Raw genomic sequence first — 25,962 nt, 5'->3', positions numbered from 1 at the left:
ACATGGCTGTCGGCGGCCTGCCGCATGCTCACCACCTTGCCGTCGCGGATGGTCCACAGGTGGATGAACCGGACGTCGGCCTTGTTCCCGGTCTTTGTCTCGGCGTGGTAGTGCCCGTACACGAAGACGTGGTTGTCGTCGTCCGCGTAGAACTCCTCGGGCACCGCGCCGAAGGACTCGTGGTGGGACATCATCCAGCCGAAGAAGTCCTTCGCCGCGCTGGCCCAGCCGTGGTACACGCCGCTGTTCGGGAAGCCCGGGGTGATGTCCCACACGAGGTCGGGGGCCATGACCTCGCTGGTGACCTCCGGGGCCATTCCGGACTCATACAGCCGGCGGATGAGGGCGAGGTTCGGGGAGTCGGACATGGGTTTGCTCCTTGAGGGGGGTGGTGGATCGGATACGGAAAGAAAGCCTGGTGATCAGGCGGCGAGAGCGGCCCGCCCGGCGCGGAAGACCGCGGCCTGGCGCGCGACGCGCGCACCCAGGTGCTCCGCGGTGGCGATGTCCGACTTGTGGACCGCTTCCGGACCGGCGTCGGTCGGGCTCTGGGCGCCGACACCCATGAAGAAGCCCAGCCGGTTGATGTCGTCCTCACTGCCCGTCGTGGAATCCCAGCCCGGCAGCAGACCCAGGCTGATCCAGTGCATGCCGTGCTGGGCGGCCAACGTGGCGAAGTAGCCCAGGGTGGACGACTTGTCGCCGCTCTTGGCACCGGAGTTGGTGAAGCCCGCGGCAAGCTTGTCCACCCAGACATGGGAGAACCAGCGCCTGCTGCTCGCCTCGGCGAACACGTGGAAGGCCGCGGAGGCGGTACCCATGTACGTGGCGGCACCGAAGATGATCGCGTCCGCGGCATCCAGCTGCGCCCACTGCTCGTCGGTGATGGTGTCCACGGAGATCGAGACGACCTCAGCCCCGGCTCCCGCCGCGCCACGCGCCACGGCTTCGGCGACGACAGCTGTGTGGCCGTAGCCCGAATGAAACGCGATGGCGATCGTGGTGCGGTTCGAATGGGACATGGTGATCGGGCTCCTCGAAAGTCTTTGTACGCGTTGTGAACCACTAGAGGACGGCGAAGAACTCCACCATCTTGGGGACCGCCTGGTCCACGTACTCAGGCACGTCGTACAGCGCGATATGAGTTGCACCGTCGATGACGAACAACTCCTTCGGCCCCTTGGAAAGCTCGTAGGCCTGGTCGCTGAACACCTTTGTGTCCGCCTTGCTCCCCGCGATGAGGAGCAGCGGCTGGGTCAGCAGTTCCGGGATCTGGTCGAACGCCGAGAAGGCGAACATCTTGTCCATGCTGGTCAGCAGGAAACGGCCCTTCGAATTGGGGTGCTGACCTCGCGGCGTCCTGTAGTAGTCGTACCCCTCGCGCAGGAGGTCCGGCGTGTTTTCGTCGATCTCCTCCAGCGTTTCCGGGACGAACGGGGCGTAGAGAGGTTTTGCTCCCCCTGCTTCCGCCGTGCGCTGCTGGGCGACCATTTCCAGCGTTCCGATCTGCTCGGCCACCGGGGACATATGTCCCAGGAAACCCCTGGAACCCTCGCCCATGGGAGCTGCGCTGACCGTAGCCACTGCCTTGAAGCGACGTTCGGTCTGGGCCACGCTGATCGCGTAGCCGCCGCCGGCACAAATGCCGAAGACCCCCATCCGCTCGGAGTCGACGAATGGAAGAGTGGTGAGGAAGTCGGCTGCACTGCGAGCGTCTTCCACCCGGGTCGTCGGGTCTTCCAAGAGGCGGGGTTCGCCACCGCTCGCTCCCTGGTAGGAGGAGTCGTAGACGACGGTGACGAATCCGTGCTCAGCGAGCCTCTTGGCGTAGTGGCCGATGGTCTGTTCCTTTACGCCACCGGCCGGATGGATTCCGACGAGGGCCGGATATTTCTTGTCTTTGCTGAAGTTTTCTGGCAGATGGAGATGTCCCGCAATCTCTACTTCCTTGTTCCTGAACGAAACATTTTCGACCATGGCGCGTGCCCCTTTCGTGGCCTCGATCCGCCGTCGTAGGGAGGCTCGGACCGCACATCGAGAAGTGAATGCAACTTACAAACATTCTGCACTGGAATCAGAGGGCGTCCGCCGCAGTGATCGGCGTGCAGAATTCCGGTGACGTTCGGAAAACAATTACTGCCCTGGGGTTGGCGACCACAGCCTGCTTGGGTGAATGTTCTCCGTGGGCCGGTCCCGGTTGCCGGCCGCGGGTCGAACCTGCCACCATCGTGGGAACCCGCAAAGGGGAGAATTCCATCCAGGGAATGGCTTAGCCAGGGGAGGAATCCTTACCCCCTCGCGCAGACCGAGCGGTGCGATACTTGCCGTCGTAGTCCACGACTCGCCTCCTTCGGCCCGGCCGGGGCGAAGGAGACGACATGGACGGCCTGTCCACCAGCCATCGGATAGTGCACGAAGTGCCGTCCGGGCCCGAGCCAGAGGGTCTGTGCGCGACGCGGGGCGAAGTCGGGTGCGGCTCGGGCGGGCACGATCGTCGGAAGGCGCAGATACCGGAATACGCCGGCGGTGAGGGCTCGGTCACCGCGCTGCGGACGGCAAAGTGCACGCCGTCGGCACCTATGACGATGTCCGCCTCGGCCTGGCTGCCGTCAACGCCGTTGGCAGCCCTGAACCGCGTCAATGCCGCAATGACCTGCGCATTCCGAGTACTTGATCCGCTACACCACTTGGCGGGACGCGATCATCGGCGAAGCGCAGCAGCACGAGGTCCTTGGGTGCGTCGACTGCCGTGCAGCGTGCGCCCAGGCGAACCCACTCACCGGGCACAGCCGCCCTGAGCGAGTCCAGCAAGTCGGCCCGGTGCAGGGAGCCATCACGAGCCCGGCGCCGACCTCGGTGAGTGCGGGCGCCTGCTCGTTGACGGTGACCGTCCCCCCTGCGGCGCAGGGAGGTCGGCGCGCAGCACCCTTGCCCGGTGTGCGCCTCCCGCCAGGTCGTCGAGGGCGGCCCGGAGTCGGGCGGCGGCGGCCACGACCTCGTCCGTGGCCGGCAGTCGGCCGCTGACAGGGGGAGGAGCGGACCACCCCGGCCCTGGGCCGACAGCGCATCCCGTAGGAAGCGGGCGAAGGCCGATCAGGGGTCGGCCGCCGACGGACGCTCTTCGGCGTCCTCGACCTGACCACCGGCGCTGGGCACCGGCATCTCGGACGGCCCTTCGCCGGTGCGGTCGCGCCCCGCCTGCGATCGCGTACGAGGTCAGTGGCCGGGGTCAGCGTCGCACTTCGGCCTGATGGTGCGCCTCGTACGTCCGCCGGGGCGAACGGCTCCGGGTCAGCAGGGAGCGGCCATGAGGCCTTCGATGTCGGCGACCCGTGCGCCGGCGACGGCAGGGCGGCGATCTCGTCCCGGGTGGCGAGGGCCGCCTCGCGCAGCCCTTTGTCGTTCAGGAGCGCGTCGAGCAGCTCGCCGTTCACGGCGTCGTCCTCGGCTCGCAGTGCGAAGCCCTGGGCCTCTGCGGCGGCGGCGTTGGTGAAGTTGTCGGCGCCCTGCGGCACGATCAGCTGGGGTATCCCGGCGTCGGCCGCCGTCATCATGCTGCCCGCGCCACCGTGGTGAACCACCGCGTCGCAGGCGTTCAGCAGCTGGGCCAGCGGCACCCACTGCTTCCGCGTGGACGTCACCGCGATGGTCCGTGTGAACTTGACAACCTTCTCGGCGAGCGGTCCCGTCAGGCCAGGGTTGTACAAGGCACCCCCGCCAACGGTGTAACCGACGTCGGTGACACCCCTGCGTACGGTCGTCGGCCAAACCGGGGTCGGAACGGCGCAGGAAGGTACATCGGGCCCATGGTGAACACGGCGCGAGGCAGCTGTGACGCGGGCAGGGGGCCCGCATCCGGAGAGACGGCTGGCGAGGTAGAAGCTGTAGTAACCGTATTCCGTATCAATGCTACTGAAGGCTGTCAGTCCGACGATGCCTTTGAGGTGTCCGGACTCGGGCTCGCCGGGCCCGAGGCGGATCGGGCAACCGGGCCGCAGCTCAGGCGCAGGCATCGCGTTACCTGTGGGCAAGCCTGGCGAAACAATTGATTGTCTGCCTCTTGTGATCGGCTCTTCGAGGTCTTACCTTCCCCAGTAAGCGGTTTCTACAGCTAACGCTTCGTCTTCCCTCTTTTCTGTTGCCAGTCGCCTGTGCCCTCCCCTGCCGCAGGCGCTGTCCGTCCATCTCCGGAGGACCGATGAGCACCACCCGTACGAGAGCCTTCGCCGGCGCGGCCGCCGCCCTCTCCCTGTCCCTCGTCCTGAGCGCCTGCGGTGGCGGTGACGGCGCCGACTCGGAGGCCAAGACCACCAAGGGCGACGTGCAGTTGGAGTTCTGGAGCTGGACCGAGGGGATCCAGAAGCAGGTCGCGGTGTGGAACAAGGAACACCCCGAGACCCAGGTCAAGTACGTCAACGCGGCCGGCGACACCGTCTACCAGAAGCTGCGCGCCGCGATCACCTCGGGCAACGCCCCCTGTCTGTCCAAGATGGACGGGATGAACCTGGCGAACTTCGCCGCCGACGGGCTGCTCACCGACATCACCAAGGTCGCCGCCCCGTACAAGTCCCGCTACACGGTCCCCGCCTGGAACGCGGTCAGCCCCGGCGGCGCCACCTACGGCATCCCCACCGGGTCCTCTCCGTTGTTCACCGCCTACCGGGCGGACCTGTTCCAGAAGTACGGCATCAAGGCCCCGACCACCTGGGACGACCTGATCGCCGCGGGCAAGGCCGTGCAGAAGAAGGACAAGAACGTCAAGATCTACAACATGGCGGGTGAGGACCCGAGCACCCTGGTCGACCTCTCCTGGCAGGCGGGCGCCCAGTGGTACAAGATCGCCGGTGACCACTGGGAGATCGGCTTCACCTCGCCCGATGCGCTCAAGGCCGGCGACGTCGTCCAGCAACTCGTGGACAACAACCTCGCCTCCAACGCCTCCTACGCCGACCCGGGCGTCTTCAGGACCTGGGATCTCGGCAGGACGATCGCGATGACCACCTCCACCTGGCAGCTGCCGATCTACGACACCAACTTCCCCAAGTCCAAGGGGAAGTGGCAGCTGGCCGACGCGCCGGTCTTCGACACCGCCGAGCCGCAGACCTCCAGCAACTTCGACGTCACCGCCGTACTCAAGGGCTGCAAGTACCCAGACCGTGCCGCCCAGTTCGCGGCCTGGCTGTCCAGCAGCAAGAAGTCACTGACCGCGCTCACCGACCCCGCGTCGAAGTCGGGGCTCTTCCCGGCGGTCAGGGACGTCTCCCCGTACGTCGACAAGATCATCCCGACGGAGATGTTCAACGGGAAGTCGGACAGCGCGCAGATCATCACCACCGCGGCCTCCCGGGTGGGTGAGCAGTGGCAGTACGGGCCCGACTACGCGGCCATGTACTCCGAGATGCAGAAGCAGTGGGGCAAGGTCATGAAGAAGGAACTCAGCGTGCAGGAGATGCTGACACACCTTCAGGACTGGGTGCTCGCCGACCTGAAGAACAAGGGCGTCAAGGCCGTCGCCGCGAGCTGACCGTCAACCTCTCACGGACGCACTCCACTTGGAGACATCGTTGTCCACTCTCACGCGACCGGCGAAGGTCGCCACCGACTCCCCGGTCCGACGGACCTCCCCCCGCCGGACCGGGAGACGGGGAGCCTACAAGGGCCTGCTGTTCATGCTGCCCTTCCTGATCGGCTTCCTCCTGACCTACGTCGTGCCGATCGGCTACGCCCTCAACCAGAGCCTGCACGAGAAGAAGAGCAGCGGCATCGGCTTCGGCCCGACGAGGACCGTCTTCGCGGGCTTCGCCAACTTCGCGGCGATCCTCGCGGACGGCACCTTCTGGGCCGGCATGCTGCGCACCCTCCTCTTCGGAGCCGCGCAGATCACCGTGATGCTGGGCATCTCCCTCCTGCTGGCCCTCCTGCTCGACGGCATCGCGGCCCGCGCGGTCCGCTTCTTCCGCGCCGGACTGCTCATCCCGTACGTCATCCCCGGCGTGGTCTCGACCCTGATCTGGCTGTTCCTCTACAGCCCGACCGCGAGCCCGATCATCGACATCGCGGACAGGGCCGGCATGAGCGTCACGTTCTTCGGCGGCCTCAACACCTACCTGTCGCTGGGCAATCTGCTGACCTGGCAGGGCATCGGCTTCAACATGATCCTGATCTCGGCCTCGCTTCAGGCGCTGCCGCGCGAGCTGTACGAGGCCGCCCGGCTCGACGGGGCGAAGGAGTGGCGGATCGCCTGGTCGATCAAAGTGCCGAACATCACCGGCATCCTCGTGCTGACCGGCATGTTCTCCCTGATCGGCCGGCTCCAGCTGTTCACCGAGCCGCTGTTCCTGCGGTACGTGGCGCCGGAGTCCATCAGCACCGACTTCACCCCGATGCTGGAGATCTTCGACCGGGCGTTCAAGACCGGCGACTACCAGTACGCCGCCGCCGAGTCACTCGTCCTGGCGGTCGTCACCGGCAGCCTCGCCTTCGTCTTCTACCGCGTCACGAACAGGAAGGTGTCATGAGCAGCGCCCCGAATGCCGCGACCGCCTCCGGCGGGGGAGTGCGCCCCACCCGCCGCGCGGTGGCACTGACCACCGGCCTGCTCGTCGTCTTCCTGCTCTACTCGCTGGCGCCGACCTGGTTCCTGCTGGTCGCCTCGACGAAGAACCAGACGGACCTCTACTCCACCTTCGGCCTGTGGTTCTCCTCCAACCACCTCGGCGACAACTTCCAGGCGATCTGGGACTACCACGACGGGGTCTTCGGCCGCTGGATCCTCAACTCCGTCCTGTACTCCACCGTCGGGGCCGCCGGTTCGACGCTCTTCTCACTCGCCGCCGGGTACGGCCTGGCGAAGTTCGACTTCAGGGGCCGGGGCGCGCTGTTCGGCGTCATCGTCGGCGCCTCACTGCTGCCGAGCACCCTGCTCGCGTTCCCTCTCTACCTCGTCTTCGCGGACATCCACCTCACCAACACCGTCTGGGCGGTGCTGATCCCGTACTTCATCAACCCCTTCGGGGTCTACCTCGGCAAGGTCTACGCCGACTCCTCGGTGCCCACCGAGCTGATGGAGGCGGCCCGCATCGACGGTGCGAGCGAGACGCGGATCTTCTTCTCGGTCGCGCTCAGGCTGATGCGCACCGGCGGCATCACCATCTTCATGCTCGACTTCGTCAACATCTGGAACAACTTCTTCCTCCCCCTGTTCATGCTCAACGGCGAGCGCAGCTTCCCCGTGACCCTGGGGCTCTTCTCCTGGGTCCAACAGGCGCAGACCTCCCGCGACATGAACACGCTCGTCCTCACCGGGTCGCTGCTGTCGATCATTCCGCTGGCGGTCTTCATGTTCGCCCTCCAGAAGTACTGGCGCAGCGGAATCCTCATGGGCAGCCTCAAGTAAAGGATCACCCGTGCCCAACGCACCAAGACGGCGTGCCGTCCTGAAGTACGCCGGGGCGACCGGTGCCGCCGCGGCCGCCCTCGGTCTGCCGGCCGCCACGCCCGCCATCGCGGCCGAGGCGGACGCGCCCCGCTCGCGTGAGAGCGCCCCGCTCGACGTCGTCGTCTTCGGCGACGCGGACTCCGAAGTCGCGCACGGCCTCACCGCCGCCCTCTCCGACACGGTCACCGGCGGCCTCGGCCAGCCGGCCCGGGTACTCAACCCCTCGGATCCGGCGTCCTTCTGGGGCGGCACGCTGAAGTTCGACGTCGCCGTCTGCCCGACCGGTACCACGTACGTCACCGTGCGCCTGTGGGGCGACGACCACGACGACACCTCCGAGGAGGCCGCGTCCGGCACGAACATGTGGCGCCTGCAACTCTTCTGCGAGGGCAAGCAGGTCGGCTACGAGGACCAGGGCGCCGTCGACAGCCTCGACATCCTCGACACCGCGCCGCGCACCCCGGGCCGCTTCTTCTTCCACACCCTGCCGCTGCCGGAGAAGATGACCGCCGGCAAGGACAAGGTGACACTGGAGATCCGCGCGATGGGCCGCATCTGGTCCTACGGCCAGGACGCGAGCCGGCTGTACCGGACCATGACCGCGCCCTCGCGCGGCATCTACCGCCTCTACACCCACACCGCCCCCTCCTTCGTACCGCCCAAGGGCGAGGTCCAGGGCCCCGCGCCCGAACCGAAGGCCCGCACCGGCGGCGAGGAGATCCTGGACGCCATCAAGGCGCGGGTCCACAAGGACCAGCAGAACCTCCTCACCACCGCGACCCCGGCCGCCATGGACGGCTGGGCGATGCAGTCCCTCGCCGAGGGCTATCTGTGGTCAGGCAGCCCTGCCTACCAGGACCCGCAGGCGGTTGAGCGGGTGCTCCAGGCGATCGACGGCCGGTACCTGGCATGGAAGACGGACGACACCGTCCTCACCGGCTCCGACCAGCAGTGGCAGGGCTTCGGCCGGGTCGGCCTGGTGCTGGCCCTGCTCTGGGAACACCTCGGTGACCGCCTGGAAAGCCAGGTGACCGGCTCGCCGTACGCCATCGCCAACGCCGGCTTCGAGTCGGGCGCCGGCACCCCCACCGGCTGGCAGAAGCCCAGCTGGGCAGCCGGCGGAACCTGGGCCCGTGACACCACGGTCGCCCGCTCCGGCACCTCCTCCCTCAGACTCCAGGCCACCGGCACGAGCGGCTACAGCTACGCCTACTCCGCCCCCAGGACCCGTATAGGCCAAGGCACCTACACCTACGGGGCATGGATCAGGACGGACAGTGTCACCGGCCTCGGCGCGCACATCGACCCGCTGTTCTACGACGCGAACGGCAAGCTGGTCGGCAGCGACCACAAGGTGTACGCGAACACGGGCACCCACGACTGGCAGTACGTGTCTCTCGACCTGGCCACCCCGGCCGGCGCGACCCAGATGGAGATGCACCTGCGCCTGTCGGGACCGGGCACTGCCTGGTTCGACGACGTCACCCTCGTCGCCCCCGCGGGCACGACCACCCCCGTGCCGCCGGTGCGCGGGGACGCGTACATCGACCTGCTCAAGTCCAGCCGGGACTACTGGCGCCGGCACTTTCCGCACTACAGCAACCAGGCCCAGATCTGCGCCATCGGCCTCTACCAGACCAACCGAGGCCTGAGACTCCTCGCCTCGGAGCTGGCCCTGCCCGAGGACCAGGCCCGCGACTACCTGTACCAGTCGATCGGCAGCAAGCCCTACCTCGGCCCGGAGGACGCCGACGGCAACCCCACCAAGCCGCTCGGCGAGAGCTACTACCAGGTGACGAGGACCGGCCTGACCCGCGAACTCGGCTACGTCGGCAGCTACGGCGAGGTCCTGGACTGGCTCGTGATGATGTACGAGTCTGTCACGCGCGGGTACGGCGGCCAGGAGGCGCCGGAACTGCTGAAGCAGATGGTGAAGATCTCCAAGGCGCGCGGCGCGTTCCGCGTGGTCGACGTCGACAAGGACGGCTGCCGGATCTCCCGTATCGAGTCGGTCATCGGCTGGCGCAACGAGGTCTACCCCGGTGAGACCGCCTACGCCTCCCGCACCGCCTGGGACTCCAGCCCCGTGATGACCGCCGCGGTCTTCAAGGACCCCGACCTCGTCGGCTGGACCCAGGAGATGGTCGCCGACGGCCAGCTCTACCCGCAGCTCCACCTCCAGGCCACCCACACCTGGACCCGCGTCGGCCTCAACGCCCTGCGCTTCCTCTCCCGCGACTGGCCGGAGTTCCAGTCCCTGGCCTCCCGCCCGTCCCGCATCCCGACCGGCTTCGACCGGCCCGACTTCGTCGTCACCGACGAGGACAACGGCTGCGTGGCCGTCAAGAACGGCGAAGAGCTGCTCTTCGCCTCGCTCTACTGGCGGGCCAGGCAGGGCGTGAACAACTACGCCCGCATCCACCACCTCACCCCCACCGACCAGCGCTCGGCCACCGTCCGCCAGCGCACCGGGGGCACCACCGACGACACCTTCACCGTCCGCGACTGGGTCCTGTGGGACTACGCCATCAACGACCCCGGCGCCGCCCACATCCCGCCCGGCGGCTTCCCGCCCCCCGGCGACACCCTCCACCAGGCCCTCCAAGGCGACGTCTACCGCCTCGCCCCCGTCCCCGAAGACATTCCCGACCCCACCATCGGCGTCCACTTCGACGGCGTCGAGACCATGCTGGTGGGCCGCGCGCCCTTCTACCTCTGCGAGTACGGCGACTACCTCATCGCCATGAACACCAGCGCCGACAAGGTCTTCACCCTCCCCGCCCGCCAGGACTTCGGTCTCGCCCGCGACCTGGCCACCGGCAGGACCATAGGCGCCGGCAACCGTCCGAAGCTCGGCCCGCGCAGCAGCCTGGTGCTGTACCGGGGCTGACGCTCCATGACCGGGCCGGTGCGGTACGGGGGACCGCACCGGCCCGCCCTCTCCCGACCACTCAACGCCGAGTGAAAGCGGACCCTCCCTTGAACGAGCCGCAGCCCGTCCCTCCCGACCGCCGTCGCTTCCTCAAACTGACCGCCGTCGGCACCGGCGCGGCCGGAATCGCGGGCACCGGCGCCCTGGCGGGCGCCGGTCAGGCCGCCGCCGTCACCTCCGGCCTGACCGCGCTGACCCACCCCGGCGTCCTGCACAGCCGGACCGACCTAGGGCCCTTCTGATGCGCAGCAAGGTCGCGGCCGGCACGTCGCCCTGGACCGACGGCGACGACTTCTCCAGCGTCACCTCGACCTTCGAGCAGGAAGGAGTGTGGGACGGCGGGCGACTGCTCGACCCGACCGGCGTGCCGGACTGCGGGGCATCCGGGCGCCCGGACTGTCGTACGAGGACGGTTTCCGCCACCTCGTCTTCACCGTCGTCGACACCTACGCCGAGGGCTGGAAGGCCCCGCCCAACCACCTGACCACCTCGCCCTCGAACGAGGGCCCGCACGCGGACTTCGCGTACGCCACGTTCCGGGAGGGACACGAGTGATCGACCTCGGCCGCATCCGCCTGTTCTGCACGAGCCTGGGGCCCGCCGACGGCCCCGCCCTGCTGCTGGTGCACGGCTGGGGCGGCGACGGACGCGAATGGTCGCTCCACGCCGAGTCCCTGGCCGACCGCTTCCGCGTGATCGTGCCCGATCTGCGCGGCCACGGCCGCTCCGAGGTGCCGGCGCAGGGCAACACACCGCTGGAGATGGCGGACGACCTGGCCGCGCTGGTCGAGACCCTTGACTGCGGCCCGGCGGTGGCCGTCGGCCATTCGATGGGCGGCCAGGTGGTCAACGTGCTCGCCGTCCGGCACCCCGAACTCGTCCGCTCGGTCGTCGCCCTCGACCCGGCTCACGGGGCGCACGGCGCAGAAGTGGACGGGATTGCGGGCCGGTTGGCCGAATACCAGGAGCACGGGTCGCGGGCGGCGGCCGGCTTCGTCGCCAGGGCCTTCTCCGCCCAGGCCCCGCCCGGTCTGCGCACCGCTCACATCCGTACCATGCTCGGCACCCCGGACCACGTCATCGCGCAGGCGTACGCGGGCATGTACACCGACCCGGAAGCGGTCGGCGTCCGCCCGTCCAGCGAGGCGTACCTGCGCCGCCGCATCCACCCGGCGCTGACGGTGTGGACATCGTCCGAGGCCGCCGACTGGGAGAAATCCACTCTGCACGTGAGCGGCTCCCGGGTGGAGCACTGGCCGGGCGTCGGACACTACCTGCACGAGGAGCAACCTCAGCGCACCGAACAGCTCGTCCGGAAGTGGGCGGGCACGGTGTGACGACACGTGTCCGGCTCCGTTCCGTCGACAAGCGCTGACGCCCGCTGCGGCAGCCGCCTGCGTCAACTCGCCTGTTCGGCATGCAGTTCGTCGACGACCCCGGGCGTCATACCAGGTCCTCGTAGGCCGACCGCTGGGGGAGCAGGGCGATTCCGAGACCTTGGACGGCGGTCTTCTGCAGGCGAGCGGACCTGGGATCCCGCAGGTCACGGGTGTGGAGGGCGACGTCGAAGCCGCTGTCCGGGAAGTCGTAGGTGCGCTCCGACAGGCCGCCCAGTTCGAACCGTACGGAGATCTTGCGATGCGCGGCGGCGAAGGCGGCGACGGCGTCCCCGACGTGCAGGCTTCCGATCCACTTGGGGCAGACGACGCTCAGTGCCCCCTCCGCCCGGTCGTGCGGGTGTCCGATGAGGGCTTCCTCCGCCTCGACCTCCGCCAGAATGCGGGCGGCGAACTCGGAGTGGCGCAGCCCCGGTTCGGTCAGGCTGACGGAGCGAGCCGTGTCCCTCCGGCCGTGTGAGACATGGGGTGCGCGGTGCACGAACACTCACCCTGTCGGCATCCCTTGCCGGGTCCGGCGGCACCGCGTCATACCGGGAGGCGTATGAGGCCGACGCCGCGCACCACGCTTACGGCAGCGGCTTCGAGCGCGTCGGGCGTCCGGTTCTTCGCGGTAGCTGCGGTGTCCGTCTTCCCTATAGGAGTGCCGATAGCTGGGATCGGATCCCCTATTGGTACTTCGATGGGAGGCGGACCTACCGTCGTGAGCGTCGTCGGGATGCCGGCCGGCGGCGATCCGCGGCACCGGCGGTCACGATGCAGCCCGCTCACCGCCGAGCTGCTCAAGAAGTTCGCCTGAACCCCCGTACGCAAGACCCCAGGAGGAACCCCATGACCGCGCAGAACGCGATCAACTGGCCCGAGAAGTACCTGCCCGGCACCGGCGACAACTTCGTCTCCAACGAGGTGATCACGGCCGGACCGAGCGCCGCCGCTGTCTGGCGGTACCTCGTCGACACCGCCGAGTGGGAGGGCTACTACGACAACGTCGCCGACATCTCCTTCCCGCAGGGCGGCGGCCCCGAGCTGACGGACGGCATCCGCTTCAGCTTCGGCACCTTCGGCTTCCCGCCCCTGGACGCCCAGGTCGTCGAGTTCCAGGCCCCGACGGAGGGCGCCCCGGGCCGTTTGTCGTGGACCGCCAAGCAGGACGGCGGGCCCGAGGAGCGGCTCGACGTACTGCACGCCTGGCTCGTGGAGGACCTGCCCGGCGGCCGGGTGCGCATCCTGACCCAGGAGACGCAGATCGGCGAGCCCGCCGCGGCCCTGGCGCACGAGCGACCCAACCCCATGCTCAACGGCCACCAGACCTGGCTCGACGGCCTCGTCAGCGCGGCCTCCAAGTAACTCACACCCGACCGGCCACCACACCGCACGACGCAGGAAGTTGACCTCATGACCGACAAGTTCACCGTGAGCGCTCGGACGGCGCGCCCGTATCCACCCCCACCTGGTACGTCTGGGAGAGCGGCCGGGCCCTGATCTCCCTGGACGAGGGCCGGATCCGTCTGAAGCACCTGCGCCGCGACCCGCGCATCACTCTCACCGACGGCGACGACTGGTACACCCACGTCACCCTGATCGGCCGGGTCGTCGAGGAATACGACGACGGGGGCCTCGCCGACGCCGACCGCATCGAGATCGAGCGCCGGCACGGCTGGGGCGCACACCGCGACAGCGACCAGGCATTCACGTGACCGCGCGCCTCACCGACCTGCCCTCGCCCGACCGGGATTGGACAGGTGCGGGCGCAGCGGGAGCATGCGGCCTGAATCCGGTCGACCACAAGGTCGACGCAGGAGGCCGGCCGCGCTGCAGGAGCTGGCGGGGCGTCAGGCGTCATGGACGGGGACGCCGATCGCCGCCCCGGCGGTGAGCCCAGGAAGACCTCGACCTCAGCCCCGGCGCCCACTCACGTCCGCCCGCAGCCACTCCCGCTCTCTGCATCGGCAGCAGTTCTGGCTGCGCCGGCTGCATTCCGTCACGGAACACAGGTGGCGAAGGTCCTTTGTAGACGCACGGACCCACTTTCTGGCATCCACCACTGTCGTCAGAGTGATGTGACGTCCGTGCGTCGGCGGTCGGGCTTGAAGGGCAGCGCGGTGACCGTCGCCCTGATCTCGCGCTGGGGTGTGCCCGGACGGCCCCAGAGCACGGTCACCTCGGTTCCCGGGGCGGCGGAGGCCTGCTCGATGACGCAGAGCGAGATGGTCTGCCGCAGGTTCGCGCTGATCGTCCGTCCTGTGGCCACTCCTATGGGAGTGGAGTCCTTGAGGATCTGGTCGAAGTGGGGACCGCGCCCGCGAGGGATCTCCATCTGGTCGGGCGCTTCGCCTTCCTCCAGGAGTGAGGTGAGTACCCCGGTCACGTCCTGCTTGTCCCAGACCAGACCCATGAGGATGCGCCCGGGGCCGCCGTCGCGGGCGTCCTTCACGAGTGCGTCGCGCCCGAGAAAGTCACGCTCGGGCACACCTGTGCGGAATCCCCATCCCAGTTCGCCAGGCTTGCGGAAGTAGTCGGTGACACCGTTCGCGGGTACGAAGCTGCCTGTGGGCGTGGCCCTGCGGAACTGGCGGGGTGCGCCGGGCGAGAGGATGGCGGCGGGCAGATAGTCGAGGCCGTTGGTGGCGATGCCGGCTTCGATGTGCTGCACGGGCTGCGAGCGCAGGCCCAGTTGCCTGATCCCGAACTGCAGGCCGCTGTGCACGATCGCCGCCCAGATGTCGTTCGCGTGCTCTGCCGGTCCGTGGAGTTCGTAGCCGAGTTCGCCCGAGATGCCCGTACGGAGCACGCGTACCGGCACTCCGCAGACCTGCGCCATCCTGCTGCGGCTGAAGCCGATGTCGCTCAGGGGCTCGCCGGTGAGCTTCTCCACGGTGTGCGGGGACGCCGGTCCCTGGATGCCGAAGATGAACCGGTCGGGGCTGATGTCGACCGCTTCCGCGTCCCAGTCGCTCTGGCTGAACTGCCAGAGCAGCCAGTCGCAGCTGCCCGCGGTGTAGACGAACTCCTGCGGACCGAGCCGGCACAGGACACCTTCGGAAGCCACCCAGCCGTTCTCGTCCAGCTGGACGTGGTGCTTGATCTGGCCGATGTCGAATCGTGCGAGGTTCCGCATGCCCAGCCGGCTGAGAAACTCCAGTGCCTGGCGTCCTCGTACGACGACCTTGTGCAGGGAGCTCCAGTCGCCGACGTAACACGACTCGACGTGTGCGGTGGTCTCCTCCGCCCATCCCGCATACTCCGTGGGGATCAGCATCTGGGCGAACCGGCTGAGCGATCCGTGGGTGTTGGCGATGTCCTGGGCCGCGGCGGCAGGGCTGAACAACGGCGGGCGCTCGGTGACGAACGGCGCCTCGAATCCCAGCCGGAGAGTCGTCTCGTAGGTGCTGCGCTGATGAGCGGTCAGGTTCATTCTCGGCTCCAAGTTCTGCGCACGATCCGCTCCTCGGTCATGGCGGCACGAAGGGCGGTGCGATGGCTGCGACGCCGCATGCGTCCTTCGTCGCTCTGATGGGGGGCTGAAGCGGGGTTGGCCGGTGGGTTCACGGTGTTCGGGTGGGTTCCGGCAGGCGTCGCTAGATCGTTTTAGTGTGCGCGAGACGGTAGCAGGTGACTGTCGACGATTTCGAGTCCCGTGGCGGTTGAATTTTGGCGCGGGGTCTCACCCGCACCGAAGCTGGGCGAACGTGACTCAGTGGGTGCGGCGGCGAGGCAGCGGAACGTGCATGAGGTCCGAACCCACGAGCATCGAGCCGCCGAAGCCGGCGCGGCGCGCACTGTCGCTCAGCCGCCGACGCCAGGTCGATTCCGGGACGATGTCCGGGTGCCCGGGGCTGAGATGGGTGGCGACCAGGGTGCGCGCCCCGGCCTCGGCGGCGATCCGGCCCAGATCGCTCACGTCCGTGTGCGTGGCGAGGATGTGGTCGATCAGGGCTTGAGGGAGACCGAGCGTGGCCAGCCCGTCCGGGTAGAGGGCTTCGTGCACCAGGACATCCACGTCCCGGGAGAGCGTGATGATGTTCGGCGTGGGAGTGGTGTCACCGGAGAAGACGACGCTGCCGAGGTCGGTGTCGAAGCGGTAGGCGTAGGCGGGGAACACCGCGCCGTGCGGTACCAGGACGGCGGTGACCTTCACGTCGTCGTTCTCCATGACGGTGAAGGGCGGCATCGTCGGCGCGGTGTTCGTGGCCGACGCGCCGGCGGAGGACGGCGGCAGCACGTCATGCACCCGCAGCAGTGACGCCGGGTCGCTCCCGGTGTGTTCGGCCATGAAGAAGGTGGGGGAAGCGGCGTAGGCCGTCCCGGCCAGCCGGGTCATCTCGACGGTTCCTGGCAGCGGCCCGGGCGCGCCGGCGAGGAGCGAGGGGATCCCGGCCGTACCGGGGCCGTACACGTCCACCGGATCACGGAACCCCTGGGAGCCGGCGGCACCCGCGGCCAGCAGCGGGAACGAGTAGTAGTCGACCACGTGGTCGGCGTGGAGATGGGTCAGGAAGATGCCCGCGAGCGACGGCAACGACAGCCCGGCCCGCATGTACTGGGTCACGGCGCCCCGGCCGCAGTCGACGACATAGGTCCGGCCGTTCACCACCAGCGCGGACGAGATGCCGTAGCGATTCGCCAGCGGCGGCGGCCCGCCATTGGTCCCGAGCAGGTGCAGGGACAGGGGTGAGTCGGGGGAGTACGACGCGGCCGGCAGGCCGGCGAAGAGCGGCGTGGTGGCTCCGGCGCCGACCGCCACGGCTCGCAGTACCGACCGGCGGGGTGCGCCGGCCGCTCCTCGTCGAGGCCCTGCGGCCGCGGGCTCGGTCGATGTCATGTCGTCTTGGGCTGGGCACATCCTGGGTGGCTCCTCTGCGGCTACGCACGTGATGATGCAGCGGAAGGTTGCTCATGACTGAGCGCGATGGGGGAGCCTGCGGAGTGCAACCTAAGGTGGCGCGACGGTAACCCTGGTGCCTGGGCCAACGAGACGGCCGTTGGAACGGAAGGAACGGTGGGTCCTTCGACGTGACCCGCCCGCGGGGCAGCGCAATGCGTCACTAACGGGACCGGTCCGCGAGCTGGGCCTTTGCGGTGGGACAGCGGTTGCCGGTGCAGTTCGTGAACGCTGCCCGGCACTCGGTGCGCACGCGGAGGAACGGGTTGCCAAGGTGCTCGGCGTCATCGCGGCGCCGAGTCTGAAATCTTCGACTACCGGGTAACCGCGCGATCCGAAGCAGTCCGCGGTGTTCGTGATCTACGAGGGCACGTGGAGGTCTTCAGGTCGCCCCCGGCGAGTTGCACGGCCTGGTCGGCCAGAACGGGTGCGGCTGGGCCACTATCGGGCAGGCCGGCTCTCGGCGGAGGACCGGGCCGGCGTCGCGGCATCGCACGTACGTCGCCAAGCCGGTGGACGAGGATCGTGTCGCGCGGCGCGGCGAGAACCTCGTACGGCGTCGTGCCGGGAGTGCAGCGTCCTGGTGGTGCTGACCGTTTCCGAGGCGCCGGCCCATACGCGGCGGATGTAGTCCAGGGCGCGCGACTGCCCGGAAGGCAGTGCGATGTTGCGGGCGTGCCCGGCGCCCTCATGCTCCGGGTGCAGCAGGAGCCGCCTCAGATGGTCGACGGTGCCGCCGATACGGGCCACATCGCAGGCGATGGCCGCGGTGATCCGGTGCCCGTGCTCGGCAGCGCCCTGGCGCTCCGCACGCAGGACCAGGCGTCGGCCGTCGGAGGCGAGCTTGCTGTAACTACCGACGGCATAGCGGCCGGTGAGGTCCCCGAGGAGGAGGAGATCGGCTGCCGCCGGGGGCAGCTGGACACACGCGGGTTCCCGGCCATCCACGGTCGCCGCCACCCTCCCCCACGGCAGGGAGGAGTCAGTCAGGCTTATGAGGTGATCAGTGGAAGCGCGTTGAACACGTGGTCTTGCCAGAGGCGGCGCGAGGCTTCCTCCGGGTAGGTGGTGGTCATCGGCTCCGTGTCGAGGATGCGCGTCGGGCGGTGCTCGGGGTCGTAGGCGGGCCAGCCCGGATCGCCGGTGGTCGCGAAGGAGGTCCAGGCGGCGCGGACCAGACCGGAAAGGGCATCGGCCTCGTCGAGGTGCGCGGGGCCGATCAGTTCTCGGCCAAGGCCCGCGAACGTACCGAACACGAGCGGGATGTCCAGCGAGTGGCAGGCGCCCATGGCACCGCCGTTCGCCGGTGCGGCCCAGGTGAGTTCGTAGAGGTGGGCCCGGCCGCCTCCCGCCACCTGGGCTTCCGCTAGGTGCAGTGAGGGCATGCGGAAGAGCCAGTCGGACTGGACGAGTTCGAAGAGGCGCTCCGCCGGAGCATCGGGGAAGGCGGTGCGGTAGGCGTGCCCGGGGTCCGCGCCCGGCCCGAACGTATGCAGCGCCGCGGCCGCCTGTTCCTCGCCGACCTGACCGAGGAGCCCGCCCAGTGCCATGAACAACCGGCACTCGTCCCGGGTGTGCCCGATGATCAGCTCCACCTCGCGTGCGGCGCCGTCGGCGAGCGCCTGCCACGGTGCGGTCGGCAGGACCTCGCCGTCGACCACGGGGGAGTAGGCCGTCGACGTGTGCGCGATCGGTCCCCAGCGGTCCGCGTACTGACTCATCCGGCCGCCGAGGGCAGCCCCCGCCCCTGGGAGTTTGTGCGGATCCACCGCCGAGAGGTCGCTCACCGTGGGCCGCAGCCCGAGCTCGCCCGCCAGTGCGGCGGCGACGTCGGTGGCCAGCTCGTCCGAGAAGAAGGTGCCGCACACGCTCTGTGCGATGGCCCGCCGGAACAGGCCTCGCGCGCTCGGCATCGCCAGCAGCGCGGCGACGGACCCGGCGCCGGCTGATTCGCCGAACACGGTGACCTGGCCGGGGTCGCCGCCGAAGGCGCTGATGTTCTCCCGCACCCACGTCAGGGCCGCGACCTGGTCGAGCAGTCCGCGGTTCGCCGGCGCCCCCTCGATGCGGGCGAACCCCTCCATGCCGACTCGGTGGTTGAAGGTCACCACGACGAGATTCCCGTCACGGGCCAGCCGGCCGGCATCGTAGGCGGGGTCGTCGACGGAACCGAACTTGTAGGCCCCGCCGTAGATCCACACCATCACCGGGCGCCTCGTCGCCGGGTCCGGATCCGGTGTCCAGACATTGACGGTGAGCCAGTCCTCTCCTCCGGGCGGGGAAGTGGGTATGGCAGGGCTCATCGGCTCCTGCGGTGGCGGGGGACCGAAGGCGAACGTCTCGCGCGTGCCCTCCCATCGACGCACCGGCCGCGGCGCGGTGAAACGCAAGCTCCCCACCGGGGGTTCGGCGAACGGGATGCCCCGGAAGACCGCCAGACCGTCCTCGTGGCGGCCGCGCACGACGCCCCCGACGGTGGCTACGTCGGGAATCGGTTCTGTGGTCACGACACTCCTCATTGCGTTCTACGACGAGACCCTCATCCGGACGCCGCGCCTCATTGGCGCGGGCACCTCAGGCGAGCGAGGTCCACACGCTCTTGACCTCCGTGTACGCGTCGATGGCTCCGCTGCCCATCTCCCGGCCCCAGCCGCTCGCCTTGAACCCGCCCCAGGGGGCGGAGGCGTCCACGGGGTTGGGCATGTTGATGAACACCGTGCCCGCGCGGATGGAGCCCGCCACGCGGTGCGCCGCGCCCACGTCGCGGGTCCATACGGCCGCCGCCAGGCCGTACTCGGTGTCGTTGGCGCGGGCGACGGCCTCGTCCTCGTCGTCGTACGGCAGGACGGACAGCACCGGGCCGAAGATCTCCTCACGGGCGATGCGCATGTCGTCCCGTACACCCGTGAACACGGTCGGCTGGTAGAAGAAGCCCGGCAGGTCGTCGACGGGGGCCCCGCCGGCGAGCAGCTGGGCGCCTTCCTGGACCCCGCTGCGTACGAGTGCGTCGACGTGGTCACGGTGTTCGCCGGTGACCAGGGGGCCGAGCTCGGTGTCGGGCGCGCTGCCCGCGCCGAGTCGCATCCCGCTGACGGCCTTGGCACAGCGCTCGGCGAACTCGTCGGCGAGGGAGCGGTGGACGAGGAACCTCGTGTAGGCGGCGCACACCTGGCCGCTGTTGAGGAGCGCGCCCTGAAGACAGCCCGCCACGGCCGCGTCCAGGTCGGCGTCGGGCAGTACGAGGCTCGGTGCCTTCCCGCCGAGTTCGAGCGTGACACGCTTGAGGTTGCCCGCGGAAGCCCGGACGATCTCCCTGCCGGTCTCGGTCGAACCGGTGAAGGAGACCTTGTCCACGCCGGGGTGCTCGACGAGAGCCCGGCCGGCCTCGGGACCACCGGTCAGCAGGTTGATGGCGCCGTCCGGCACACCGGCGGCCCGGCACAACTCGACGAGCCGCACCGTGGTCATCGGGGTCTGCTCCGCGGGTTTGACGATCACGGTGTTCCCGCAGGCGAGGGCCGGTGCGATCTTCCAACTCGCGATCATGAGCGGGAAGTTCCACGGGGTGATCAGCGCGCACACTCCCACCGGCTCGCGCTTGGTGTACTGGAGCACGCCGGGGAAGGACAGCGGTGCCGTCTCGCCGTAGATCTTGGTGACCCAGCCGGCGTAGTAGCGGAAGTGCTCGGCAGCCGCGGTGACGCTGACCGCCATGGAGATGCCGAGCGGCTGGCCTTGGTCGCGCGTCTCCAACTCGGCCAGTTCCTCGGCGTGTTCTTCGATGAGGTCGCCGATGCGCCACAGGATCCGGGCGCGCCGGGCCGGGGTGAGTCCCGCCCATTCCGGGTTCTCGAGGGCGGCGCGGGCTGCGCGTACGGCCGCGTCGGCGTCCGCGGTCCCCGCCAGGGACACCTGGGCGTGGGGTTGCCCCGTCGCCGGGTCCAGGGTCTCGAACTCCGCTCCGGAGGCCGCGGCTTGCCACTCGCCACCGATGAGAAGGGTATTGGTCACAGCTGTGCTCCCAGGATGAGGTCGGCGCAGCGCTCGCCGATCATGACGGCAGGTGCGTGGGTGTTGCCGGAGGTGACGGAGGGCATGACGGAGGCGTCCGCGACGCGCAGTCCGGCCACGCCGTGGACGCGCAGCCATGGATCGACGACCGCCATACGGTCGATGCCCATACGGCAGGTGCCCACCTGGTGGTGATAGCTGAGGAGGGTCCGCTTGATGTACGCGGCGACCTCCGCGTCCGTACGCACGTACGGTCCGGGTGCGACCTCGCGGGCCCGCCAGTCGCCCAGCGACTTCTCCTCGCCGATCTCCCGCACCTGCTGCACGGCCCGCACCATGGCCGCGAGGTCCGACGGCTCGGAGAAGTAAGCAGGGTCCAGGGCGGGAGCCTGGGTGGGGTCGGCCGAGCGCAGCCAAAGGCGGCCCCGGCTGAGCGGACGGATCGTCCCGGCGAGGACCGAGAAGCCGTGGCCCTCCTCCGGAACGTTCATGTCGGGCACCGGCAGTGGCAGGTGGGACATCAGCGGCTGCAGGTCCGGCACGGCCAGCGCCGGGTCGGACTTGGCGAAGTAGTGGGCCTCCAGTGCGTTGGCCGTACCCTGCGGCACCGGCCGGGCCGACTCCCACACCACCGGAGCGAGGGTGTGGTCGTGCAGGTTCGCGCCCACTCCCGGCAGGTCCGCGGCCGTCTCGATACCGAGGGCCCGCAGCTCGTCCGCCGGTCCGACACCGCTGAGCAGGAGCAGCTGGGCCGATCCGATGGTGCCGCCGGACAGGATCACGTCGCCTTCGCAGCGGATCTCCGTCGTACGGCCTTCGCGCAGCAGCTCGACGCCCCGCGCCCGGCCACCGTCCACCAGGACGCGCGTGACCGCAGCGCCGGTCATCACTGTCAGCAGCGCACTGTCGAGCACCGGCTCCATGAAGGCGGTCCACGCGCTGACCCGCTTGCCGTCGCGGATGTTGCGGTGCAGCAGGTTCACGCCGAGCTGGTCCTGGCCGTTGCAGTCGTCGTTGTACGGGATCCCGTAGTCCTGGCAGGCCTCGACGAAGGCGGTGGTCACCGGGTTGGGGGAGTGGTTCCGGCTGACGGGCAGCGGGCCGCCGGCCCCGTGGTAGTGCGACGCGCCGTCCTCGAAGTCCTCCGAGCGTTTGAAGTACGGCAGTACCTCGTCGTACGACCAGCCCGCAGCGCCCTGGTAGGCCCAGCTGTCGTAGTCGGCCCGGTTGCCGCGGACGTAGATCATGCCGTTGAGGGCGCTGGAGCCGCCGAGGACCTTGCCGCGCGGCCAGAACACCTGGGTGCCGGAGGCGTGCCGCTGGGGTTCGGTGGTGTACGCGTGGTCCTGCGGGGAGTTCCACAGTTCCCACAGCCGCCCGGGGTCGTGGATGGCCGGGTTGTCGTCCCGGTCGCCCACCTCGATCAGCAGGACGGTCCGGCCGGCGTCCACGAGTCTGCGCGCGAGCGCACAGCCCGCGGACCCGGCGCCCACCACGATGTGGTCGTAAACGGTGTGTGTTGCTCGCATGACGGGAGGGTCACAGACGGACAGGGCTACCGGCTTGCGCGGCGGTGCACGGTGTCTTGTGGAGTCGGGCACGAACGGCTGAGGGCGGTCGGGCCGGCCCCCTGACCGGTGGCGCGTTGCCCTTACAGGCCGATGGGTCGCCCGGCAGCTGCTGTGGGTTACCGGCCGGACCGCGCCGGCGCACAGCTCGTCCCCGGGCAGACGCCCTGGGGGAGGCCGGGACGTCAGCCCGTTCCTGTGTCCGCGGATGTTCCTGCGTAAGCCGCTCACCGGTGCCCGCGAGGCGGGCCCGTCAGGAGTGTGCGGCTCTCTGTCACGACCGGAGGGTGCACCTCGGCGGCCCACTCCGGCTTGCGTGATGGTGCACCGGCCCTTGCTGGGGCGGGCATGTGACGCGGACGCGGACCTCGCCGGGGCCGGGGACGGATCAGGTAGTTCACCGACGTGCAGGACATCGGCGGCGGGGCCCTGGTCGTCGTACCAGGAAGCAAGCATGGGGGGGGGTACCTCCGTGGACAGTCAGCCCGCGGGAGCGGCGGGCGCATGCGGATCGCTGTCGGTGCATGCGGTGTCGAATGCGGGCGGCTTCTCCCCGAGGGTCTCGCGCAGCCAGGTCCGTTCGGCGCGGCTGGTGGCGCGGGCGGTGAGCAGCATGCCCCGCCGGTAGGGGTCGGCGATCTCCTCGGCACGCAGGGGCCGCTCGTTGTCGTAGAAGAAGCTCGCCGGTTCTTCCGGGAACTCCAGCCGTCTGCGCAGCACCGCGTGCTGTTCGGCCACGTCGGGCAGGTGGGAGAGGAAGGCCAGGACGACGTAGAACCGGGTGAAGTCGGTGATCTCGTGGTCGGCGGGCTTGCGCAGGCGCTGAAGCATGTCGGCCCGTCCGGCCGCGGTCAGGCTGAGCACGTACCGGGCCGCCCCCGCGGCCGGGTCGGCGCGCCGCTCGATCAAGCCCGCCCTGGTCAGACGATTGATCGCCGGATACAGGCTGCCGTCACTGACCGGCCGCGTATCGCCGGTCAGTTGTTTGGGCGGGTACCAGCGAGCGTATTCAACACGGGCAACGAGGATCTCGGCCGCGAGGTCATTTCTCCGGACGCGGTGTTCCACGCGCCAAGCCACCCGGAACCACTGAGGGGGCCCGATGGGTACATGGAAGTCATCGGGATGATGCGCAGCGCCTTCCCCGACGTCCAGTGGACGCTGGAGGAGACAGTCACCGAAGGCGACACCGTGGCCGCGCGGTTCACCATGCGGGGAACCCACGACGGTGAATTCTTCGGGATCCCGGCGAGCGGCAACAAGATCTCGGTGCAGGCCATGGACTTCTACTACCTGGCCGACGGCCGGATCGTCGGCGAACGGGGCCAGCCCGATCTCCTCGGGGTGATGCAGCAGATCGGTGCCCTACCGGCGCCGTGAACCTCGTAGCGCCGGGTGAGCCTTCTGCCGCGCGGGATTGCCGTTGCGGGAGGGGGCCGTATGGCGCGGTGGCAGAGGGCGACGGTTGTGGCCTGCGATTCCTGCCACGATCGCATCCATGAGGCACAAGCGGCCAGATCATTCACGCCGTGATCACTGGAGAGCCGCCGAGGCGATGCTCACCCTTGCCTCGATCACCCTCATGACCCGCAGACTCACCCGGCCCGCCGTCCAGCCCAACGCGTCCCTGCCCCGATCTGCCGAACCCGTCCACGCTGCTCGAGGCGTCACAGGTCCGCCCCCAGATCCTCCGTCACGGGCAGGCACTCGGCGAGCAGGTCGACGACGTCGCGCCAGGCTCGCTGTGCGTGCTGCGGGTGGTAGCCGACGCCGGGGACCGTGGGGTGGTCGACCGGCGGATGGTGGAAGGCGTGCAAGGCGCCGCCGTAGACCGCGAGGCGCCAGTCGACGCCCGCGGCCTGCATCTCAGCGGTGAACGCGTACCGTTGCGCGGGCGGCATGATCGGGTCTTCCGACCCGACCCCGGCCCACACCGGGCAGCGAATGCGCGCCGCCTCGCCCGGTCGGCCCGTGGTCAGTGCGTTGACTGTGCCGATCGCGCGCAGGTTGACGCCGTCGCGCCCGAGTTCCAGCCCGACAGCGCCCCCGGTGCCGTAGCCGACGGCGGCGATCCGGTCGGGGTCGGTCCGCGGTTCGGTGCGCAACACGTCGAGTGCCGCATGGCCGATGCTCCGCATCCGGTCGGGATCAGCGAGCAGTGGCATGCAACGGGCCAGCATCTCCTCGGGGTCGCTCAAATAGCGCCCGCCGTGAAGGTCGAAGGCCAGCGCTATGTATCCCAGCTCGGCGAGAGCATCGGCCCGGCGGCGCTCGACGTCGCTGAGCCCCGTGCCCTCTGGTCCGAGCAGCACTGCGGGCCGGCGGTCGACACCGGCCGGGAGCGCGAGGTGCCCGATCATCGTCAGACCGTCGGCCGGGTACTCGACCGTACGCGTCGTAATCGTCGTCATGAGACTGGACTGTAGTGATCGTCGAGCCCGGTCCGGCCGCTGTTCTGCCGCTGGCAGAGCAGCGCGGCTATCCCCCCTGAAATACGGCGAGGGCTCACAAGAACCGTCACAAACCTCGTCCCCACGGCAGCTATCCATCCCGTTGCGCCTTTGACCCGTATCTCGGTCAGGCCTCTCACCGGTTCGAAGATGGGTTCTAAGCGCCCAGCGCCGCGCGCCCGGCCCCGCGTGCCTCCGACGGGCTCATGCCGTAGGCGCTCCTGAAGGCGTGGCTGAAGTGGGCGGGATCCGGAAAGCCCCAGCGGCTTCCGACGGTGGCGACGGGCATATGGGCGAGCGCGGGGTCCGCGAGGTCGCGCAGGCACTCGGCGAGGCGACGCTCCCGGAGCCAGCCCGAGACCGTGTATCCCCGCTCGGCCAGCAGCTTGTAGAGGAAGCGCCGCGAGATGTGGTGGGCGGCCGCGATGCGGTCGGGGCCGAGCCCCGGGTCGGAGAGCCGCTGCTCCATGTACGTGAGGATCCGCTGGGCCAGCAGCTCCCGCCCGTCGTCCTGCTGCGTCACGGGCACGGCGCACCGGTCCGAGAGCATCGCGACGACCAGGTCGACCACGCTGTCCGCGAGCCGCGGCGTGCCGAGAGCGTCCAGTTGCCGCACCTGCCCGGCCAGTCCTCGCAGGAACGGGTGCACCACGGGCCCCAGTCCGTCGCTGCACGACACGGTGGTCGCGATCATGCGGGTCAGGTCGCGTTCGGGCAGCCGGAGCATGACCCGCGGGAACATCAGCACGAGTGTGCGGTACCGCTGGTCGAAGTCGAGTGTGTACGGGTGACGGGTGTCGTAGATGGCCAGCTCGCCCGGTTTGAGCAGGGCCTGGCGGTCCGCCTGGGTCAGCATGCACTGCCCGGCCAGCTGAAGACTCACCTTGACGAGATCGGCCGGGTCGGAGGCGATGTGCCTACGGGTGTGGGCGACGCCGTGCGGATCCGCGGCCACGACGGACACCTGCACCGCGCCGAGCTGGGCGGTGTGCAGGGAGGCCCGGAAGTCGGGAACCTCGCGCGGCAGCGCTTCCAGCGGCACGAAACTCTGGCCGACCACGTCCCGCCAGAACTCGAAGCGTCCTGCGGAGGTGTCGTCCGACGGAGTCGTCATCGAGGGCATGGGTCTCCTCTGCGGGCCCTGCGGCAAGCCGGCAGGTAGGCGTGCCGCCGGATACTAACTGTCGTATCCGGTTTTTATGAAGTGCGATGAATGGGGTGTATGAGAAGGTCCCGTGTCCGCCGAGACGCGGTGAGGGATCCCGGAAGGGCGCGCGCCACCTC

The 25,962-nt window shown here is 69.3% G+C and carries 21 protein-coding genes and 3 pseudogenes; 10 read left to right on the top strand and 14 right to left on the bottom strand.

Annotated features, from left to right (window positions below; genetic code table 11):
* The 4 genes from AB0I77_RS47735 to AB0I77_RS47720 all read right to left on the bottom strand — a co-directional run.
* On the bottom strand, nt 1-368 hold a 368-nt coding region (locus tag AB0I77_RS47735; RefSeq protein ID WP_363289235.1), incomplete at its 3' end, for a nuclear transport factor 2 family protein.
* Nucleotides 369-422: 54 nt separating this feature from the next.
* On the bottom strand, nt 423-1,022 hold the full coding sequence (locus AB0I77_RS47730) for a flavodoxin family protein (RefSeq protein WP_363289234.1): 600 nt from the start codon (nt 1,020-1,022) through the stop codon (nt 423-425).
* A gap of 43 nt (nt 1,023-1,065) precedes the next feature.
* Nucleotides 1,066-1,977: an alpha/beta hydrolase gene (locus tag AB0I77_RS47725; RefSeq protein ID WP_363289233.1), complete on the bottom strand. Its 912-nt coding sequence runs from the start codon at nt 1,975-1,977 to the stop codon at nt 1,066-1,068.
* A gap of 701 nt (nt 1,978-2,678) precedes the next feature.
* Nucleotides 2,679-4,013 carry a nucleotide disphospho-sugar-binding domain-containing protein gene (locus tag AB0I77_RS47720; protein ID WP_363289232.1) on the bottom strand — a complete coding sequence of 445 codons (1,335 nt, stop codon included), beginning with the start codon at nt 4,011-4,013 and terminating at the stop codon, nt 2,679-2,681.
* A 185-nt stretch (nt 4,014-4,198) separates the two neighbouring features.
* On the opposite strand from AB0I77_RS47720, the gene AB0I77_RS47715 reads away from it, so the two are divergent.
* The 7 genes from AB0I77_RS47715 (at nt 4,199) to AB0I77_RS47685 (ending at nt 11,707) form a co-directional block, all read left to right on the top strand.
* The gene (locus AB0I77_RS47715) at nt 4,199-5,524 is read left to right on the top strand and encodes an extracellular solute-binding protein (RefSeq protein ID WP_363289231.1); all 1,326 of its coding nucleotides are present in this window, start codon (nt 4,199-4,201) and stop codon (nt 5,522-5,524) included.
* 40 nt (nt 5,525-5,564) lie between these two features.
* A complete protein-coding gene (locus tag AB0I77_RS47710; RefSeq protein WP_363289230.1) occupies nt 5,565-6,518 on the top strand; it encodes a sugar ABC transporter permease in 954 nt (317 codons plus the stop codon).
* Nucleotides 6,515-7,396, top strand: coding sequence for a carbohydrate ABC transporter permease (locus AB0I77_RS47705; RefSeq protein ID WP_363289229.1), 882 nt, complete (start codon nt 6,515-6,517; stop codon nt 7,394-7,396). Before AB0I77_RS47710 ends, AB0I77_RS47705 begins: the two co-directional genes overlap by 4 nt.
* 10 nt (nt 7,397-7,406) lie before the next feature.
* A complete protein-coding gene (locus tag AB0I77_RS47700) occupies nt 7,407-10,328 on the top strand; it encodes a Tat pathway signal sequence domain protein (RefSeq protein ID WP_363289228.1) in 2,922 nt (973 codons plus the stop codon).
* Nucleotides 10,329-10,417: 89 nt separating this feature from the next.
* Nucleotides 10,418-10,612, top strand: coding sequence for a hypothetical protein (locus AB0I77_RS47695; protein ID WP_363289227.1), 195 nt, complete (start codon nt 10,418-10,420; stop codon nt 10,610-10,612).
* A gap of 88 nt (nt 10,613-10,700) precedes the next feature.
* The gene (locus AB0I77_RS47690) at nt 10,701-10,925 is read left to right on the top strand and encodes a hypothetical protein (protein ID WP_363289225.1); all 225 of its coding nucleotides are present in this window, start codon (nt 10,701-10,703) and stop codon (nt 10,923-10,925) included.
* Complete coding sequence (locus tag AB0I77_RS47685; protein ID WP_363289224.1) at nt 10,922-11,707, top strand: alpha/beta hydrolase; 786 nt, start codon at nt 10,922-10,924, stop codon at nt 11,705-11,707. Before AB0I77_RS47690 ends, AB0I77_RS47685 begins: the two co-directional genes overlap by 4 nt.
* Nucleotides 11,708-11,816: 109 nt before the next feature.
* Here the strand turns inward: AB0I77_RS47685 and AB0I77_RS47680 are convergent.
* Nucleotides 11,817-12,209: pseudogene (locus AB0I77_RS47680) on the bottom strand (LysR family transcriptional regulator); the annotation flags it as partial.
* A 389-nt stretch (nt 12,210-12,598) separates the two neighbouring features.
* Between AB0I77_RS47680 and AB0I77_RS47675 the strand changes: the two are divergent.
* A complete protein-coding gene (locus AB0I77_RS47675) occupies nt 12,599-13,114 on the top strand; it encodes an SRPBCC domain-containing protein (protein ID WP_363289223.1) in 516 nt (171 codons plus the stop codon).
* A gap of 71 nt (nt 13,115-13,185) precedes the next feature.
* A pseudogene (locus tag AB0I77_RS47670) lies at nt 13,186-13,464 on the top strand (pyridoxamine 5'-phosphate oxidase family protein); the annotation flags it as partial.
* A 353-nt stretch (nt 13,465-13,817) separates the two neighbouring features.
* Here AB0I77_RS47670 and AB0I77_RS47665 read toward each other — a convergent pair.
* From AB0I77_RS47665 to AB0I77_RS47635, 7 genes and pseudogenes are all read right to left on the bottom strand, one after another.
* Nucleotides 13,818-15,182, bottom strand: a complete 1,365-nt coding sequence (locus AB0I77_RS47665; RefSeq protein ID WP_363289222.1) for an aminomethyl transferase family protein — start codon at nt 15,180-15,182, stop codon at nt 13,818-13,820.
* Nucleotides 15,183-15,461: 279 nt separating this feature from the next.
* Nucleotides 15,462-16,589, bottom strand: coding sequence for an MBL fold metallo-hydrolase (locus tag AB0I77_RS47660; protein WP_363289221.1), 1,128 nt, complete (start codon nt 16,587-16,589; stop codon nt 15,462-15,464).
* A 501-nt stretch (nt 16,590-17,090) separates the two neighbouring features.
* Nucleotides 17,091-17,597 carry a hypothetical protein gene (locus tag AB0I77_RS47655; RefSeq protein WP_363289220.1) on the bottom strand — a complete coding sequence of 169 codons (507 nt, stop codon included), beginning with the start codon at nt 17,595-17,597 and terminating at the stop codon, nt 17,091-17,093.
* A 44-nt stretch (nt 17,598-17,641) separates the two neighbouring features.
* Complete coding sequence (locus AB0I77_RS47650) at nt 17,642-19,156, bottom strand: carboxylesterase family protein (RefSeq protein ID WP_363289219.1); 1,515 nt, start codon at nt 19,154-19,156, stop codon at nt 17,642-17,644.
* Nucleotides 19,157-19,223: 67 nt separating this feature from the next.
* The gene (locus tag AB0I77_RS47645; protein WP_363289218.1) at nt 19,224-20,660 is read right to left on the bottom strand and encodes an aldehyde dehydrogenase family protein; all 1,437 of its coding nucleotides are present in this window, start codon (nt 20,658-20,660) and stop codon (nt 19,224-19,226) included.
* Entirely contained in the window at nt 20,657-22,189 is a 1,533-nt protein-coding gene (locus AB0I77_RS47640) for a GMC family oxidoreductase N-terminal domain-containing protein (RefSeq protein ID WP_363289217.1), read from the bottom strand. Before AB0I77_RS47640 ends, AB0I77_RS47645 begins: the two co-directional genes overlap by 4 nt.
* Nucleotides 22,190-22,708: 519 nt before the next feature.
* Nucleotides 22,709-23,212 (bottom strand): annotated as a pseudogene (locus tag AB0I77_RS47635) (helix-turn-helix transcriptional regulator); the annotation flags it as partial.
* Between AB0I77_RS47635 and AB0I77_RS47630 the strand changes: the two are divergent.
* Nucleotides 23,210-23,608: an ester cyclase gene (locus AB0I77_RS47630; RefSeq protein WP_363289216.1), complete on the top strand. Its 399-nt coding sequence runs from the start codon at nt 23,210-23,212 to the stop codon at nt 23,606-23,608. The pseudogene AB0I77_RS47635 and the gene AB0I77_RS47630 overlap by 3 nt on opposite strands.
* Nucleotides 23,609-23,895: 287 nt before the next feature.
* Here AB0I77_RS47630 and AB0I77_RS47625 read toward each other — a convergent pair whose 3' ends face one another.
* On the bottom strand, nt 23,896-24,639 hold the full coding sequence (locus tag AB0I77_RS47625; protein ID WP_363289215.1) for a dienelactone hydrolase family protein: 744 nt from the start codon (nt 24,637-24,639) through the stop codon (nt 23,896-23,898).
* 196 nt (nt 24,640-24,835) lie between these two features.
* Nucleotides 24,836-25,801 carry a helix-turn-helix domain-containing protein gene (locus AB0I77_RS47620; RefSeq protein WP_363289214.1) on the bottom strand — a complete coding sequence of 322 codons (966 nt, stop codon included), beginning with the start codon at nt 25,799-25,801 and terminating at the stop codon, nt 24,836-24,838.
* Nucleotides 25,802-25,962: the final 161 nt, after the last annotated feature.

It is taken from the genome of Streptomyces sp. NPDC050619, from assembly GCF_040654815.1.
Lineage (GTDB): Bacteria > Actinomycetota > Actinomycetes > Streptomycetales > Streptomycetaceae > Streptomyces.
Note: the sequence above shows the minus strand (reverse complement) of the source record. Positions and strands in the feature narration are given on the sequence as shown.

What these genes read in the sequence shown, in the direction of transcription:
- AB0I77_RS47730 (WP_363289234.1), bottom strand. Translation starts at nt 1,022, where the DNA reads ATGTCCCATTCGAACCGCACCACGATCGCCATCGCGTTTCATTCGGGC.
- AB0I77_RS47725 (WP_363289233.1), bottom strand. Translation starts at nt 1,977, where the DNA reads ATGGTCGAAAATGTTTCGTTCAGGAACAAGGAAGTAGAGATTGCGGGA.
- AB0I77_RS47720 (WP_363289232.1), bottom strand. Translation starts at nt 4,013, where the DNA reads ATGCCTGCGCCTGAGCTGCGGCCCGGTTGCCCGATCCGCCTCGGGCCC.
- AB0I77_RS47715 (WP_363289231.1), top strand. Translation starts at nt 4,199, where the DNA reads ATGAGCACCACCCGTACGAGAGCCTTCGCCGGCGCGGCCGCCGCCCTC.
- AB0I77_RS47705 (WP_363289229.1), top strand. Translation starts at nt 6,515, where the DNA reads ATGAGCAGCGCCCCGAATGCCGCGACCGCCTCCGGCGGGGGAGTGCGC.
- AB0I77_RS47675 (WP_363289223.1), top strand. Translation starts at nt 12,599, where the DNA reads ATGACCGCGCAGAACGCGATCAACTGGCCCGAGAAGTACCTGCCCGGC.
- AB0I77_RS47665 (WP_363289222.1), bottom strand. Translation starts at nt 15,182, where the DNA reads ATGAACCTGACCGCTCATCAGCGCAGCACCTACGAGACGACTCTCCGG.
- AB0I77_RS47660 (WP_363289221.1), bottom strand. Translation starts at nt 16,589, where the DNA reads ATGACATCGACCGAGCCCGCGGCCGCAGGGCCTCGACGAGGAGCGGCC.
- AB0I77_RS47640 (WP_363289217.1), bottom strand. Translation starts at nt 22,189, where the DNA reads ATGCGAGCAACACACACCGTTTACGACCACATCGTGGTGGGCGCCGGG.
- AB0I77_RS47625 (WP_363289215.1), bottom strand. Translation starts at nt 24,639, where the DNA reads ATGACGACGATTACGACGCGTACGGTCGAGTACCCGGCCGACGGTCTG.
- AB0I77_RS47620 (WP_363289214.1), bottom strand. Translation starts at nt 25,801, where the DNA reads ATGCCCTCGATGACGACTCCGTCGGACGACACCTCCGCAGGACGCTTC.